This is a genomic window from Cupriavidus sp. 22TCCZM01-5, assembly GCF_057798915.1.
Map to the genome: position 1 here is coordinate 38001 of NZ_JBYOJR010000030.1, position 13992 is coordinate 51992.

The following is a 13992-nucleotide window of genomic DNA, read 5'->3' on the forward strand; positions in this document are numbered from 1 at the left end:
TTGAAGACTGTCAGCCGACGTTCGCCAGCAAGGCGTCAAGGCCGGGCACGTGCGCGCGGCACATCGGGAACAGCACCTTCTCTTCCTTGAGGTTGTGCTGCTGCAGCAGCACGGAGAGTGTGTCGAGTTCCGCGGCCAGCGCGTTGGCGTCGCGCAGCTGCAGCCATTCGCGCGCGTTATCGAGCAGCGCGCGCACGTCGCCATGCTCGTGGCGCATCACCGCGGTAGGACCACCGGCGGAGCCGGCCACCTGCTCGAAGGCGGGGAACAGGCGCTCCTCCTCGGCCGTGAAATTCCCCTGCAGCGCGGCTTCGAGGCGCGCGAACGCTCCCGTCGCCGCATCCCAGTCCGGCTGGCGAAGACTCGCTTCGAGGCCTTCAAGGGCTTGATCGCAATCGCGGTGCTGGCGCACCAGGGTCTCAATGGCGCTGGACATGGCGGTTCTCCGGGGTCAGTCGAAGGGATGCTAGGACCCCCATTGCCGTATGGACTTGATCGCGAATAAGTCCGCGCAAGATTCGCGGACATGACCCGGAGCCTTCAGGGTCTATATGGCGCAGGAGAGGCACGCGTGTTTTTATTACATCACGTCGTGATATTTACTCAAGCCGAAACCGGGTGGAGTCGCACAAGCACCGTGCCTCCGTCGGAAGCGCACCATGCAGCACAAAATCATGTCAAGGAATGACGTTTTCTTGATCTGGCGCATGCTGACTCGCCCCGCGCGCGCGGACAATCTTCCATTAAGGTTGACCGCCCCCAGTCCCCAGACCTTGTTCCCATGTCTTTCCCATGTCCAATTCCGACACCGACACTGCGCCCGTCGCGGACAGCAGCCCGTTTCCCGATGCCGCCGGCCTGACACCGCCGCGCTACCGCCTGTCCACGCGCATCATCCTTCTGTCACTGGCTTCGCTGCTGGTGGTGCTCACCATGATCGCCGGCACGCTCTGGCTGTCGTGGAAGCTCGAAGGCGCGGGCGCCGCCATCAATGACGCCGGCAGCCTGCGCATGCGCGCCAACCGCGTGGCGATCGAGCTCGGTCTCGCCGACGTCGGCCAGCCAAGTGAGCGGGCCGCGCAGATCCAGGCGCTCGACGCCACGCTGGCCCAGCTGCGCAAGGGCAACCCGGTGCGGCCCTTGTTCCTGCCGGACGAGCCAGCCATCCATGCGCAGCTCGACCGCGTCGTGCATGACTGGCAGCGGGGCCTGCGGCCGCTGGCGCGCGCGGGTGACGGACCCGCCTACGTGAAGGCGCTGCCGGGGTTCGTCGCCCAGGCCGACCGCCTGGTCATGCTGATCGAGCACGACAGCGCGCGCAAGACCGACCTGCTGCGGCTGTCGCAGGCCGGGCTGGCGGCCATTGCATGCGTGGGCACGGTGGCGGTCATCTACCTGCTCTACCTGTGGATCATCCTGCCGGTGCTGCGCCTGCAGGACGGCCTGCGCCGCATGGCCGCGCGCGAGTTCACGCTGCGCCTGCCCGTCGAAACGCGCGACGAGTTCGGCACCCTGAACGCGGGCTTCAACCGCATGGCCGACGAGCTGCAGGACCTGTACCAGGACCTGGCTTCGCGCGTGGCCAGCAAGACCGCCGAACTGGAGCGCCAGAACCGCGATCTTGAAACGCTCTACGACATGGCGGCCTTCCTCAACCAGGCGCGCGATGCCGAAGCCATGGCGCGCGGCTTCCTGCAGCGCGTGATGCGCCAGTTCGATGCCGATGGCGGCTCCGTGCGGGTCATGGACGCACAGCACGGCAAGCTCCACCTGCTTGCCTCCGCGGGCCTGCCCGCGGCGCTGGCCGAGGCCGGCAACTGCATGGCGGTCGACGCCTGCCATTGCGGCGATGCCACGCACGAAGGCGTGGTCGCCATTGCCGACCTGCGCAAGACCACGCGCCGCCCGCTGCTGCCGCAGCCCTCGCCCTGCACGCGCGAAGGTTTCAGCGCCATGGCGGCATTCCGCATCGAGAGCCAGCGCGGCGCCATCGGCACCTTTGCGCTGCACTTCCGCGCACCGCGCGAGCTGCCCGCTTCGGATCGTCAGCTGCTCGAAACCCTCGCCCAGCATCTGGGCACGGCGCTGGAACACCTGCGCCTGTCCGCGAGCGCGCGCCAGCTTGCCGTGGTGGAAGAGCGCAACCTGGTCGCGCAGGGCCTGCACGACAGCATTGCGCAGGGCCTCAATTTCCTGAACCTGCAGGTGCAGCTGCTCGGCGATGCGGTGGCACGCGACGATCTGGCGGAGACGCGCGAGCTCGTGCCGATGCTTCGCCATGGCGTCGAAGAGAGCTACCAGGACGTGCGCGAACTGCTGAACAACTTCCGCTCGCGGCTCACGCCCGGCGAGCTGCGCCCCGCCGTCGAGGAAACGGTGGAGCGCTTCCGCCGCCAGTGCCGCACCGAAGCCACGCTGGTCATCGACGACCATGGCAACCACCTGCCGCTGCAACCCGAGCAGCAACTGCAGGTGCTGTTCATCCTGCAGGAGGCGCTGTCCAACGTGCGCAAGCACGCCATGGCCGCGCACGTCACCGTGTCGCTGAGCTACGGGCACGATTTCCACCTCGTGGTCGAGGACGATGGCGAAAGCTTTGATCCGGCCGAACTCGGGCACGACAGCGACGTGCATGTTGGCCTGAACATCATGCGCGAACGCGCGGCGCGCCTCGGCGCGCGGCTTGCCATCGAGGCCCGCCCCGCGCAGGGCACGCGCATCGAGCTGGTGCTGCCGCGCGGCGGCCAGGCCGCCCGCGCGGAACGCCATTCCACTGCGGGGCAAGCGTTGCCGCGCCCAACCCAGGAGTCCTTGCCATGACCATCCGCATCTTGCTGATCGACGACCACACGCTGTTCCGCTCGGGCATCCGCGCGCTGCTGCAGCGGCAGGCCGACTTCGAGATCGTCGATGAAGCGGCCGACGGGGTGGAGGGCATCAAGCGCGCCAAGCAGCATCGCCCCGACGTCATCCTGCTCGACCTGAACATGCCCGGCCTGTCAGGGCTGGAAGCGCTGCAGCTCCTGGTCGAAGACCTGCCCGACTCCGCCGTCATCGTGCTCACCGTCTCCGAAGAGGCCGAGGAACTGGCCACCGCGCTGCGCAGCGGCGCGCGCGGCTACCTGCTGAAGAACATCGAGACCGAGGCCCTGACCAGCGCGATCCGCCATGCCGCCGCCGGCGAGCCGGTGATCTCGGAAGCCATGACCGCCAAGCTCGTGCAGCAATTCCGCGCACCGGCTCCGGCGCCCGTGCGGCAGGACGACACGGCGCGGCTGACTGCGCGCGAGCGCGAGATCGTGCAGGGACTGGCACGCGGCGAGAGCAACAAGGAGATCGCCCGCGACCTGGGCGTGGCCGAGAGCACCGTGAAGATCCACGTGCAGAACATCCTCAAGAAGCTCAATCTCGCCAGCCGCGTGCAGGTGGCGGTCTACGCGGTGGAACACGGCCTGAACGAGGCGGGCTAGCCACCCCGGCGCCGGGGCGTCATCCGATTCCTACACCGTTTTCAGCCGCGTTCCGGAAGGATGCGGCTGGCCCCTCGCCTACGCTGAAATTACGTGGCGAAGCCTGTCCACGGCTCCGATTCAGCAAAGGGTGCCCGACAGCGACAAGCCCAGATGACAAGCGTGGCCTATCGGCCAAAACCTGGAGCGCGATATGGGAATCGGCACCATTCTTCTAATCCTCCTCGTCCTGTTGCTGGTCGGCGCCTTGCCGGCGTGGCCGTATAGCGCCGAATGGGGCTACTGGCCAAGCGGTGGACTGGGACTGATCGTCCTCATCGTGCTGCTGTTGGTGGTCCTGGGCCGCATATAGACAGGCAGCCCCGTTCCCCCGTCCATGAACGCGTTGCCGTCCGGCCACCGTTCGGTGGCCGGACGCAGTGCCTCAGTGAAGCAGGAGATAAACATGCCAGCGAAATCCAAAGCACAGCAGCAGGCCGCAGGTGCGGCGCTCGCCGCCAAGCGCGGCGAGAAGAAAGCCGGCGCGCTTAAGGGAGCGTCCAGGTCAATGGCCAAGTCCATGAGCACCAAGGAACTCGAGAAGATGGCGTCGACCGGGACCAAGGGCAAACCCAAGCACGTATCCGGTCGCTGAGCGCCTGCCCGTCCATCCGGATACGCCATCGAACGCCCGTCCCGCTCTGCGGGCGGGCGTTCTTGCGCTAGGGGGCCGTGCCGGATCCCTCCTGGGCGAGCGGTTCGCCGTCAGCGGATGGCGCATTCGCGGCTGCAGGCCGCTGCTGCGCCGCAACCGGCCCCGCGCGCGCCCCGGTGACCATCTCGCGCAGCCAGTTCACCAGCAGGCTGGAATAGGCACGCTGGTGCTCTTCGTCGGCCAGGCCGTGATCGGCGCCCTTGATCACGCGGTAGGTCATGGAATTGGCGTGCACGCAGGCGTCCACGTAGCTTGTGACGGCGGCATGCGGAACGATCTGGTCGCTTTCCGATTCGATGATGAGCACGTCGCCCTCGAATCCGGTGCAGGCCCGCAGCGCGCGATTGGCGTCGGGCGGCACCACCGAGCGCCGGTAGGTCGCCAGGTCCTGGTCGCGGTGAAGCTGGCGCTTGGGCAGCTCCCAACCCTCGTCCATATACAGCGCCGGGGCGCGCAGCGCCATCCAGCGCACCGGGCGCAGCGTCGTCAGCACTGCCGCCAGGTAGCCGCCGTAGCTGCTGCCGACCACGGCAATGGCGTTGCGGTCGACTTCCGGATGACGCACGAGCACATCGTAGGCGGCCACGAGGTCGGCCAGGTTACGCATGCGGCTGACGGTCTCGTATTGCGCACGGGTGCCGGCATGGCCGGTCAGGTCGAAGGTCAGGCACACGCAGCCAAGGCCCGCCACTTTGCGCGCACGAGCCAGGTACTGCTCCTGGCTGCCGCCCCAGCCATGCACGAACAGCACGCCGGGCAGCTTGGTGGCCGGCGCGATCAGCGTGCCGGCAATGCTGCCGCCTTCGCTCTGGATCTCGATCACGTCTTCATGGGTTGCCATGGTCATCCGACTCCAGGAATGCATACTTGGTCAGCGGGCCCATGTCGCGGTCCTCGCCCTGGAAATACACTTCGGCGCCGTCGGGGACCGACACGCCTTCGCCATAGACTTCACGCGTCGCGGCCACCACGCGGTGGCGGCGCGGATCGGCATGCAAGGCCTGCAGCGCAGCCAGTTCGGCGCCGGTCGCACCGCCGACGCGCCAGGACTGTTCGAGTACGCCGCCAAGCTCCCTGGCACCGGCGTCGCCTGACGGCACGCCGAAGGCCACGTCGTAGTTGCAGCGCGACAGCACCATGTCCGGATAACCGTCGAGCGCGGCGTCGTGATAGGCCGTTGCCGCACGCACCGCGGACAGCGCGCATGGCGCGAACGGCTGCGCGAGCAGCGCGTCGAAGCCGCCGCGCACCACCGTCAGTGTCGACCCGCCATAGACCTGCTCGCCGCTGTTGTTTGCGGTGAGATCCTGGATGCCGCAATAGCTGGCCAGCAAGCCGTCCAGCAGCACCTGCCCGACGCTATAGGTTCGCGGCGAAGCCAGGTCGCGTTCGAGCACGAGGCCATTGGCCTCGATGCTGGCCGCCGACATGGCTGCCAGCGCCGCGTCGAGGGCCGCTTCGCTGTCGACCGTCTGTTGGCCGAGTCCACCGATGCCGCACGGATCCTTCAGGCGGACAACGCCCCCGGCCAGCAAGCGCATGCCCGCCTGACGGGCATCTTCGAGCGAGAACGCGGTAAAGCCTGGCAGCACCGCCGCACGGGCCCGCCGCTCGAAGCCCGGATACCAGCCTTGCGGGGCCGCCGCATCGGGCGCGACCAGCCCGTGCGTGATCGCCTTGGTCGCAACGAAGGCAAACGGCACCACACCGCCATACAGGTCTTCGACCCCGTGGACGCCCAGCGCACGTGCCTGCGCGACACCGACCAGCGTGTCCAGGGGCACAAGGTACAAAGCTGCCTCGGGCGTGCTGGCGCAGGCCTCGTAGGCACCGCCGAAGCCGTAGCCGGCGAGCTGCGCCACCTTCCTGCCGATGCGCTCCAGCGTCACGGCCTGGTGGCTGTCGGGCTGCCCGTAGTCGGCGCAGCCATACACCATCACCTGCCTGGCCTTGCCGCGATCCGCCGGCATATCACGCTTCCTGGCGAGACGTGCCGGGTTCCGGGGAGCCTGCCGGCTGCGGCCCGGCAGCCATCGCAGCCGAGCGACGGCTTACCCGTGCCTCTCGCTTCGCCGCCTGGTTGAGGCGCGCCTCGTCCAGGGAGTGGCTAGTTTTCAGTCCGCCTTCCTTGTCGGCGAGCGCCGCCAGGTGGCGATAGAAGGCGACGAGCTGGCGCAGCTCCTCCTCGTCGAGATCTTCGATCGATACCAGCATATTGCTCGCTTCGCGATGCGAGGCCAGCAGCTCGTTGAGCTTCAGGTGTACCGCAATGGCGTCCTTGTTCTGGCTTTGCTGGATCAGGAAGACCATGAGGAAGGTGACGATCGTGGTGCCGGTATTGATCACCAGCTGCCATGTTTCCGAGTAGTCGAACATGGGACCCGTGAGCGCCCACGCAAGCACCACGACCACCGAGATGACAAAGGCCGCTGCCGAGCCGGCGTAGCGCGTGGCCGCACCGGCAAAGCGGTCGAACCGGTGCATCAGCCAGGATCCTGGCCGCGCGCCTGTTGCGGATGCCGGGCCTGGCCGACCCGGCAGGCCGAGACCGTTTCTGCTCATCGCTGCTCTCCTCGTTCGCGGCAAGCAACGCCTGCCGCCGACACGCTGCTTTCATTGTATGGAGCGCACCGCCCTTGGTTCAGCGGTCGCCGTCCTACAACGCGCAAGCCACTTCGCCACGAAGCCGCCAGATGCGGTGCGGGAACGCATCTTGCGCCGTCCCGTGTTCCTGTTCCCACAGCCGGAGATCGCCATGACGTCATCCAGCGAACTTGAAGCGCAGGTCCGGGCCCGCATCGCCGAGGCGTTTGCTGGCAGCTTGCCGCAGGGGCTTGCCATTGAAGTCGCCGACCGCCGCGTCACACTGACTGGCTGCGTCGACAGCCCCGCCGTTGCGCAGGAAATCGAAAAAGCCGCTGCCATCAGTCCCGGCGTGCTGGGCGTGCACAACGCCCTGCGCACGCGGCACGACGATCCGCCGCCGCCCGCACAACCGGACGCGAACCACACCAACGCGATCCCGGTGGCGCCGCCTGCCGGCCAGATCCACCACAAGGTCTGACCCGGCAATACCCATGCCTGGCAGGCAAAGCGAGGGCCGGCGCAAATGCCGCCGGCCCTCGCCCCGTTCTCCCACCCTGAATCCTGGTCATGGCCGCGCCGCACTTTCCGGCGCGGCCAGTGAGGCCGGTGCGCCGGATCAGTGCCACGGATCGTAGCGGTCCGACTCCCAGTACGGCGATATGCCGTAGTACTCGTGAATACTCGTGGCCCACTGCGAGTCGGCCATGCCCGGCCAGTGGTCCTTGTCGAATCCCGGCGCGGCCTTCAGGCGGTCTTTCTCCACGCCCAGCACGAAGCACTTGCGGCGCGTGTCGAGCGTCAGGGCCGACCACGGCAATGCAAACAGTTTCTCGCCGATGCCAAGGAAGCCGCCAACGGCAAGCACGGCGTAGGCAACACGTCCGCCCGGCACGTCGATCATGATGTGGTCGATGGTGCCGAGATCATCGCCTGCGGGATCGACCACCTTGTTGCCTTCCAGCGTATCGGCCGCCATCACGAACGGGCCTGGGCCCGGCGAATCGCGGTCGATGCTGCCGACAATCGCCGCGCCGCGCGGCTGCGGTTCCCGGGGCGGGGGTTGGTCTTGTCTCATGGACACCTCCTGAAGTGATGCAAGCAGATGGACGAGAGCAGTCGTCCGTCATTTCCTTGGCCAGTCACGCGTGGCGCTCGCCTTCGCGCCCGGCCGGCACCGGCGGTGCCAGTGGATCAAAGTCGGCCCAGCGGCCTTCGCGCCAATGGCCCTGCGCGCGCTCGATGTCGCGGGCGCCGCCCTTGCGCAACAAATCGCATACCAGGCCAGCGTTGCCCGGTTCGACATGCGCGGCCAGCAACACCCCGGCATTGCGCACCGGAGCACGGCCGCGGCGGCCTTCGGCGCGCCCCCCGCGCGTCAGCGACAGCGCGCCCCCCACCAGAGATCCGACATAAGCGCAAAGCCCCGTGGCAAAAACCAGCACGAACAAAGACACTGGCGGCGACACTCCCATGATGGTGATGATCGCCGCGCCAAGCGCGGCGCCCGCAGTGGCGCCCAGCAACACACCCGCGACGGCACCGAAGCCTGAACGGCGCGAGCCGGGATCGACAGCGGTATCGCCGCCGATCGGGTAGGCAGCGTGCTGGCCCGGCGGATTCACGTAGAAGACGCTCAAGTCCTCTTGCGCGACACCTTGCGCGCGCAGGCGGCCCGCGGTGGTTTCCGCCTTGGCGAAACTGTCGAAACGACCGGCGATGATGGCATCAGTCATCGTGGCTCCTCCTGTCTCATGCGCTGTCATCGGACACTTGCGATCGGCGGCCAGGCCATGGCACGCCGCTCAGCTGCGGCCTGTGGCGCCCTTGCGGCGTCCGGCGGGCTTCGCGCCGGCGGGCTGGTGTTCACTGCCGCGCTTGAGCTTCCAGTCGACGTCGTCGCGGTGAGTCCGGGTCTTCTTTTCGGCGTGCATCGCCGCACTTGGCGAGATCGGGTCGCTGGCGGGGAATGTCATTTCCAGCGAGTCATCGACAGCGCCCTGATAGGTCTTGCGCTTGTCTTCGGCGGGCGCGGATGACCTGGCATCTGGCCTGGCCTGCTTCGCGGCAGCAGGCTTGCGCGCGCTTGCCGTTTTCCCGGTATGGGCGGCGGGCTTGCGAGCCGGACTGGCCTTGGCGGGAGCGTGGGCTTTGTGCATGGCTGGGCCTCCGAAAAGGAACGTCCCTCCCTATGCAATCGGTGGGCCAGGCGGGGCGGCGCACGCATTGTGCCGCCCGCTGCGCACATGGCCGTGGGTACGCGGCAATCGACCGCTGACGCGCACGCTTGGCGCGCGCACTTTGTGCCGGGGCGATGTAAAAGCTACAGCCAGCTATAGCCCTGGCGCGCGAAACGCGTGTCGGGGGAACTTCACCGCGATGCAGACCGTCACCTTGTCCGTATTGCAGGTCTCCCCCTCGGAACTCAGGGCGGCGCCGTGCAGTTCGACCATGCGGCGGGTCAGCAGCAGGGCGCTGGACTGCCGCGAAGACTGGCCAGCCTGGGGCGGGCGCCTGCCGAAGAAATCGGACAGCGCGGACAGGCGGTTGGCGCTGCGCGTCTGATCCAGCAGCGGGCTTTCCGTGATGCGCAGCTTGACGTGGTCGGCCTGTGCGGACAAATGGACCGACACGGTGCCGCCAGCCTGTGCGCGCCAGATGCAATGCACCAGCAGATGGCGCAGCAGCGCCGCCAACCGGGCCGGATCCGCGTCGATGAACCACCCGGCCGCGGCGCCGTCAGCCTGCTCCAGCTTCAACTCTACGCCGCGTGCCGTCGCTGCCGGGCGGCGGTCGGCCACTGCCTGCATCGTTGCGGCCAGCAGGTCGGTGCGGCGCCATTGCGGGCTGCCTTCGTCGGCGAGCAGCCGCACCGCCTCTTCCATTTCGTCGACCAGCGCAAGCTGCTGCTGGACGCCCGCGCGCACGCCCTCCAGCGCGCGCCGGGCGGGCCCCGCCTGGTCGACAGCGCGTTCGAGGACATAGGCCCAGCTCTGGATGGCATTGAGGGAGGAACGCAGGTCGTGCGCGGTCTGGTCGATCAGGGCCCCTACCTCGGTGACAGTGCGCACGTCCTGATCCACCAGAGGCCATGGCCCGCCTTCGGGGTTCGGATGTTCGCTGGCTGGCGAATGCTGCGTCATAATTGTTGGCCCCGCCGTTTTCCACACCGTTGCCATGCAAAAAGCATGCAACGCCAGACAAGGCCGGCCCATGACTGCGCCAGCGCGCCCGCGGGAATCAGCCCCCGGCCGAGGCGCCGGCCTGGCTGCTGCGCGACGCACGCAGCCATTCCGGCAGCTCGCCGCGAGCCGCGTAGTCTTCTAGGCGGTTGTAGAGGGTCTTCAGGCTGATGCCAAGGATTTCCGCCGCGTGCTTCTTCACGCCCGCGCACTGCTCCAGGGTCGCGAAAATGAGCTGGCGGTCGGCATCGGCCAGCGACATCCCCACCGGCACCGACACCATCGCGGACGCTGGTGCCTGCGTGGCCGCGACCTGCAGCGGCACCTGAACCTCGGTGATGAGGTCGTCGTCAGCCATGATGTAGGCCCGTTGCACGAAGTTGCGCAACTCGCGCACATTGCCCGGCCAGCTATGCAGGCGCAGGCTGTCGAGCACGCCCGGGGCAAAGCGCCGCGCCGTGCCCTGTTCGGCATTGAGCTGCTCCAGCATGGTATTGGCAATCTGGATGACGTCGTCGCCGCGCGCGCGCAGCGGCGGCAGTTCGACCGGAAACACATTGAGCCGGTGGAAGAGGTCCGCGCGCAGCTTGCCTTCGGCCACGGCATCTTCGGGATTCCGGTTGGTGGCGGCCAGCACGCGTACATCGGCATGCTGCTCGCGGTTCGTTCCCACGCGCATGAAGGTGCCGGTCTCGAGCACGCGCAGCAGCTTGACCTGCAACTCCGCCGGCATCTCGGTGATCTCGTCGAGGAACAGCGTGCCGCCATGGGCGCGCTCGAAATAGCCCTTGTGCTGGCGGTCGGCGCCGGTGAAGCTGCCGCGCTCGTGGCCGAACATCTCGGTCTCGATCAGGGTCGGCGAGATCGCGCCGCAGTTCACCGCCAGGAAGGGCTGGCGCCGCCGCGCAGACAGTTCATGCACGGTCAGCATGGCCAGTTCCTTGCCGGTGCCGCTTTCGCCGATCAGCAGTACGGTGGCCTCGGTCGGGGCCACGCGCGCGAGCTGGTCATAGACCGCCTGCATGACATCGGAGCTGCCCAGCAAGCGCCCGAAGCGGCCGTAGCGCCGCAATTCGCCGCGCAGCGAATGGATTTCCGCGCGCAGCGCGCCGGTATTGGCCAGGCGCTTGAGCACGATCTGCAAGCGTGCCACGTTGATGGGCTTGACCAGGTAATCGGTCGCACCCGAGCGCAAGGCTTCCACCGCGCTGTCCACGCTGGCATACCCCGTGGTGAGGATGACTTCGACGCCGGCCGACGCCACCTCGGCAAACAATTCCATGCCGCTGCCATCGGGCAGGCGCAGGTCCGCCAGGATCACGTCGGGCATGCGCCAGCCGATCTGCAGCCGCGCTTCGCGCAGGCTGCCCGCGGTAGCGGCTGTGAACCCTTCCAGTGCCACGATTTCGGCCAGCGCGGCGCAGGCGTTTTCGTCGTCGTCGACAATCAGGATATGAGGCATGGATGGCGCGGCCCGACGGCCGGGAAGTTTGCCGGGGAACAGCGGTGGGCCGGTTGGGCCGGTTGGCAAACGCGGCATGCCCGCCTGCTGCGACGCAACACAAACGTTCGCATCGCGGACACGCGGGCGCAACGCAAGGTGCGTACCCGGAGTCTAAACATCCCGGAGACCGATTGTTGCCAGTGTCTCTCTGACACGGCTGTCGGATGTTTCCGCGTGCTGCGCCCGACGTCTGGCAGGGCCCTGCCTATCGGGCTAGCATAGGAACGTCCCGCGCTCCTGGACCCATGCCAACGTGTCGACCACCGCCAGTCCATCCCGACGCGGCGCCGCTCCGCAAGCGGAAGGCCTGCGGGGCCGCGCCATTCCGTCCCAGGTTTCCCTGCTATGGGAGAGCACCGCGCCCGCCATGCGCAGCCTGCTGGCGCAGATCGAGCGCGTGGCCGCCACGGATGTGACCATGCTTGCCATCGGGGAAAGCGGCACCGGCAAGGAAGTCGTGGCGCGGGCGGTGCATGCGCGCAGCAGCCGGTCCAGCGGCCCCTTCGTCGCGGTCAACTGCGGCGCCATCCAGCCCACGCTGATCGAATCCGAGCTGTTCGGCCACGAAAAGGGCGGTTTCACCGGCGCCATCGACCAGAAGGCGGGCTACTTCGAGCAGGCCCAGGGCGGGACACTGTTCCTGGACGAGGTCACCGAAATGCCCCCGGCCATGCAGGTCAAATTGTTGCGCGTACTGGAAAGCTGCACCTTTCATCGCGTCGGCGGCGATACCCTGATCGCCAGCGACGTGCGCATCCTTGCCGCGACCAACCGCGACCCGCTCGACGCGGTCCGCGCGGGCCAGCTCCGGGAAGACCTGCTGTACCGCCTTGCCGTGTTCCCGTTGCATATTCCGCCGCTGCGCGAGCGCGTGGAGGATATCGTTCCGCTGGCCCGCCACTTCCTGGCCCAGTACAACGCGATGGAGCACACGGACAAGATGTTTTCGGCCGGGACCCTGGAGCGGCTGACGCGCTACGACTGGCCCGGCAATGTGCGCGAACTGAAGAACGCGGTCTACCGTGCCTTTATCCTGGCCGACACGGTCGTGGAAATCGGCAACCCGAACCTCGGTACCCAGCCGCAGCGTCCGAGTACGGTCGACGGCGTGGTCAACGTGCGTGTCGGCACCACGCTCGCCGATACGCAGCGCGAGATCATCATGGCCACGCTCGCCCATTTCAACGGCGACAAGCGGCAGGCCGCGCGCGCGCTCGGCATCAGCCTCAAGACGCTGTACAACCGCCTGGAGGCGTACCGGGCCGGCTGATGGCCGGCCCGGGCCGGACGCCGGACGCAAGCTAGCCATGGCGGCCGCGCCGGACCTGCATCACAGCGGCCACCGCCGCGGACGCGCCGACCACCAGTGCGGTGGCCAGCACCGGGTGGCGCGCAGTCGTGGTGTAAGGGCATGACTGCAACGCGGCGCGGTTGCCCGTGCGCTCCTGCAGGCCGTTGCCGCCACCGTACAGCGTGTTGTCCTCAAGCGGGCCCGCCGGGTGGCGGGTCTGCTGCGCACGGCCCATGAAGCGGCGCATGAACTGGTCGAACGCGTGCGGCGCATGATAGGCGGCTGCCGAGAATGCCTTGGCGGCGCCGCCCACGAACAGGTCGCGGCGCGGGTTCTCGGCGGCAAACAGGATGGCGTCCGCCGCCAGTGCCGGGTCATAGAGCGGCGGCGGCAGGCGCGGCTCGACGTCGAGGAAGTTCTTGGCATGCTCGGCCAGCGGGGTTTCCAGCCCGGCCGGCTTGATCAGCGTGACGCTGATCGGCGCCATCTCCTGCTCCAGTTCCAGCCGCAGCGAATCCGTGAAGCCCTTGATCGCGTGCTGCGACGCCGCATAGGCGCTCTGCAGCGGCAAGGGCCCGTCCGACGCTTCGCTGCCGATATTGATGATGGCGCCTCCGCGTTCGCGCAGATGCGCCGCCGCCGCCAGCGAGCCATGCACGGTGCCCCAGTAGTTGGTGTCGAACAGGCGCCGCTGGTCTTCGAGCGGCACATCGGCATGGCGGCCAAAGATGGTCACGCCGGCATTGTTGATCCAGGTATCGAAGCCGCCAAAGCGCTCGATGGCGGCATGCGCCACGTTGGCTACGTCTTCATGCCGGCCCACGTCCGCGGTGACAGTGATGACCTCGGTGCCTTTCTCGCGCAGTTCCTCGGCCAGCTTGTGCAGCGATTCTTCGCCGCGCGCCACCAGCACAAGGCGGGCACCCATGGCCGCCGCCTTGCGTGCCGTGACCAGGCCAACGCCGCTGGTAGCGCCGGTCAGCACGATGACCTGCGACCCGATCGTTTTCAGAGAGAGTTTCATCTGCTTGCATCCTGATGCCCCGGGCGCGGTGATGACAATCGCCGGCATCCGGGGACGCACTGCCGGCAACGCTCGACCGATATGCAGGGCCAGAAGCCGCAAGGAGCGTTCCCGCGGCGCTGCCGCGGTTTTCCCGGCCAGCGCGTCGCAAGCGCCCGCGCGGATTTACAACGTCCGGTAAGAAGCACACGCGCGCGGCATTGGCCGACCCGGGTGTAGGACTGGCGCCGATTTCGGCGGGCCT

Annotated in this window: 16 protein-coding genes; 6 read left to right on the forward strand and 10 right to left on the reverse strand. The window is 67.8% G+C overall.

Going from position 1 to position 13992, the window contains the following annotated elements:
- Positions 1-10: 10 nt before the first annotated feature.
- The gene (locus AC3FNH_RS23920; RefSeq protein WP_488721793.1) at positions 11-436 is read right to left on the reverse strand and encodes a hemerythrin domain-containing protein; all 426 of its coding nucleotides are present in this window, start codon (positions 434-436) and stop codon (positions 11-13) included.
- 356 nt (positions 437-792) lie between these two features.
- Between AC3FNH_RS23920 and AC3FNH_RS23925 the strand changes: the two genes are divergently transcribed.
- From AC3FNH_RS23925 to AC3FNH_RS23940, 4 genes are all read left to right on the forward strand, one after another.
- Entirely contained in the window at positions 793-2820 is a 2028-nt protein-coding gene (locus tag AC3FNH_RS23925; RefSeq protein WP_488721794.1) for a type IV pili methyl-accepting chemotaxis transducer N-terminal domain-containing protein, read from the forward strand.
- On the forward strand, positions 2817-3470 hold the full coding sequence (locus AC3FNH_RS23930; protein WP_488721795.1) for a response regulator: 654 nt from the start codon (positions 2817-2819) through the stop codon (positions 3468-3470). The genes AC3FNH_RS23925 and AC3FNH_RS23930 overlap by 4 nt, the downstream gene beginning before the upstream one ends.
- 193 nt (positions 3471-3663) lie before the next feature.
- Positions 3664-3822 (forward strand): DUF3309 family protein, encoded by a 159-nt coding sequence (locus AC3FNH_RS23935; protein WP_276102399.1) that lies wholly within the window; start codon positions 3664-3666, stop codon positions 3820-3822.
- Between the two features lie 93 nt (positions 3823-3915).
- Positions 3916-4104 (forward strand): DUF3008 family protein, encoded by a 189-nt coding sequence (locus tag AC3FNH_RS23940; protein ID WP_276102400.1) that lies wholly within the window; start codon positions 3916-3918, stop codon positions 4102-4104.
- A 67-nt stretch (positions 4105-4171) separates the two neighbouring features.
- Here the strand turns inward: AC3FNH_RS23940 and AC3FNH_RS23945 are convergent, their stop codons facing one another.
- Genes AC3FNH_RS23945 through AC3FNH_RS23955 form a run of 3 tightly spaced genes read right to left on the reverse strand, consistent with a single transcriptional unit; the run spans position 4172 to position 6648 of the window.
- Positions 4172-5005 carry an alpha/beta hydrolase family protein gene (locus tag AC3FNH_RS23945; RefSeq protein ID WP_488721796.1) on the reverse strand — a complete coding sequence of 278 codons (834 nt, stop codon included), beginning with the start codon at positions 5003-5005 and terminating at the stop codon, positions 4172-4174.
- Positions 4992-6134: a DUF3182 family protein gene (locus tag AC3FNH_RS23950; protein WP_488721797.1), complete on the reverse strand. Its 1143-nt coding sequence runs from the start codon at positions 6132-6134 to the stop codon at positions 4992-4994. Before AC3FNH_RS23950 ends, AC3FNH_RS23945 begins: the two co-directional genes overlap by 14 nt.
- Before the next feature lies 1 nt (position 6135).
- Complete coding sequence (locus AC3FNH_RS23955; protein WP_488721798.1) at positions 6136-6648, reverse strand: low affinity iron permease family protein; 513 nt, start codon at positions 6646-6648, stop codon at positions 6136-6138.
- A 136-nt stretch (positions 6649-6784) separates the two neighbouring features.
- On the opposite strand from AC3FNH_RS23955, the gene AC3FNH_RS23960 reads away from it, so the two are divergent.
- The gene (locus AC3FNH_RS23960; RefSeq protein WP_488721799.1) at positions 6785-7228 is read left to right on the forward strand and encodes a BON domain-containing protein; all 444 of its coding nucleotides are present in this window, start codon (positions 6785-6787) and stop codon (positions 7226-7228) included.
- Between the two features lie 138 nt (positions 7229-7366).
- Here AC3FNH_RS23960 and AC3FNH_RS23965 read toward each other — a convergent pair whose 3' ends face one another.
- From AC3FNH_RS23965 to AC3FNH_RS23985, 5 genes are all read right to left on the reverse strand, one after another.
- Entirely contained in the window at positions 7367-7825 is a 459-nt protein-coding gene (locus AC3FNH_RS23965) for a PRC-barrel domain-containing protein (RefSeq protein WP_276102405.1), read from the reverse strand.
- Between the two features lie 64 nt (positions 7826-7889).
- Positions 7890-8483, reverse strand: coding sequence for a hypothetical protein (locus AC3FNH_RS23970; RefSeq protein ID WP_276102406.1), 594 nt, complete (start codon positions 8481-8483; stop codon positions 7890-7892).
- Between the two features lie 69 nt (positions 8484-8552).
- Positions 8553-8906: a hypothetical protein gene (locus tag AC3FNH_RS23975; RefSeq protein WP_488721800.1), complete on the reverse strand. Its 354-nt coding sequence runs from the start codon at positions 8904-8906 to the stop codon at positions 8553-8555.
- A gap of 174 nt (positions 8907-9080) precedes the next feature.
- Positions 9081-9818, reverse strand: a complete 738-nt coding sequence (locus tag AC3FNH_RS23980) for a sensor histidine kinase (RefSeq protein WP_488721801.1) — start codon at positions 9816-9818, stop codon at positions 9081-9083.
- Positions 9819-9987: 169 nt separating this feature from the next.
- Positions 9988-11391 (reverse strand): sigma-54-dependent transcriptional regulator, encoded by a 1404-nt coding sequence (locus AC3FNH_RS23985; RefSeq protein WP_276102409.1) that lies wholly within the window; start codon positions 11389-11391, stop codon positions 9988-9990.
- A gap of 295 nt (positions 11392-11686) precedes the next feature.
- Between AC3FNH_RS23985 and AC3FNH_RS23990 the strand changes: the two genes are divergently transcribed.
- Entirely contained in the window at positions 11687-12703 is a 1017-nt protein-coding gene (locus AC3FNH_RS23990; RefSeq protein WP_488721802.1) for a sigma-54 interaction domain-containing protein, read from the forward strand.
- Positions 12704-12734: 31 nt separating this feature from the next.
- Here the strand turns inward: AC3FNH_RS23990 and AC3FNH_RS23995 are convergent, their stop codons facing one another.
- Positions 12735-13748 (reverse strand): SDR family oxidoreductase, encoded by a 1014-nt coding sequence (locus AC3FNH_RS23995; RefSeq protein WP_276102410.1) that lies wholly within the window; start codon positions 13746-13748, stop codon positions 12735-12737.
- Positions 13749-13992 lie beyond the last annotated feature (244 nt).

Coding starts and splice junctions, on each gene's coding strand:
- AC3FNH_RS23925 (WP_488721794.1), top strand. CDS start 793: ATGTCCAATTCCGACACCGACACTGCGCCCGTCGCGGACAGCAGCCCG.
- AC3FNH_RS23950 (WP_488721797.1), bottom strand. CDS start 6,134: ATGCCGGCGGATCGCGGCAAGGCCAGGCAGGTGATGGTGTATGGCTGC.
- AC3FNH_RS23985 (WP_276102409.1), bottom strand. CDS start 11,391: ATGCCTCATATCCTGATTGTCGACGACGACGAAAACGCCTGCGCCGCG.
- AC3FNH_RS23995 (WP_276102410.1), bottom strand. CDS start 13,748: ATGAAACTCTCTCTGAAAACGATCGGGTCGCAGGTCATCGTGCTGACC.
- AC3FNH_RS23955 (WP_488721798.1), bottom strand. CDS start 6,648: ATGCACCGGTTCGACCGCTTTGCCGGTGCGGCCACGCGCTACGCCGGC.
- AC3FNH_RS23920 (WP_488721793.1), bottom strand. CDS start 436: ATGTCCAGCGCCATTGAGACCCTGGTGCGCCAGCACCGCGATTGCGAT.
- AC3FNH_RS23975 (WP_488721800.1), bottom strand. CDS start 8,906: ATGCACAAAGCCCACGCTCCCGCCAAGGCCAGTCCGGCTCGCAAGCCC.
- AC3FNH_RS23945 (WP_488721796.1), bottom strand. CDS start 5,005: ATGGCAACCCATGAAGACGTGATCGAGATCCAGAGCGAAGGCGGCAGC.
- AC3FNH_RS23930 (WP_488721795.1), top strand. CDS start 2,817: ATGACCATCCGCATCTTGCTGATCGACGACCACACGCTGTTCCGCTCG.
- AC3FNH_RS23965 (WP_276102405.1), bottom strand. CDS start 7,825: ATGAGACAAGACCAACCCCCGCCCCGGGAACCGCAGCCGCGCGGCGCG.
- AC3FNH_RS23935 (WP_276102399.1), top strand. CDS start 3,664: ATGGGAATCGGCACCATTCTTCTAATCCTCCTCGTCCTGTTGCTGGTC.
- AC3FNH_RS23960 (WP_488721799.1), top strand. CDS start 6,785: ATGGAGCGCACCGCCCTTGGTTCAGCGGTCGCCGTCCTACAACGCGCA.
- AC3FNH_RS23940 (WP_276102400.1), top strand. CDS start 3,916: ATGCCAGCGAAATCCAAAGCACAGCAGCAGGCCGCAGGTGCGGCGCTC.
- AC3FNH_RS23970 (WP_276102406.1), bottom strand. CDS start 8,483: ATGACTGATGCCATCATCGCCGGTCGTTTCGACAGTTTCGCCAAGGCG.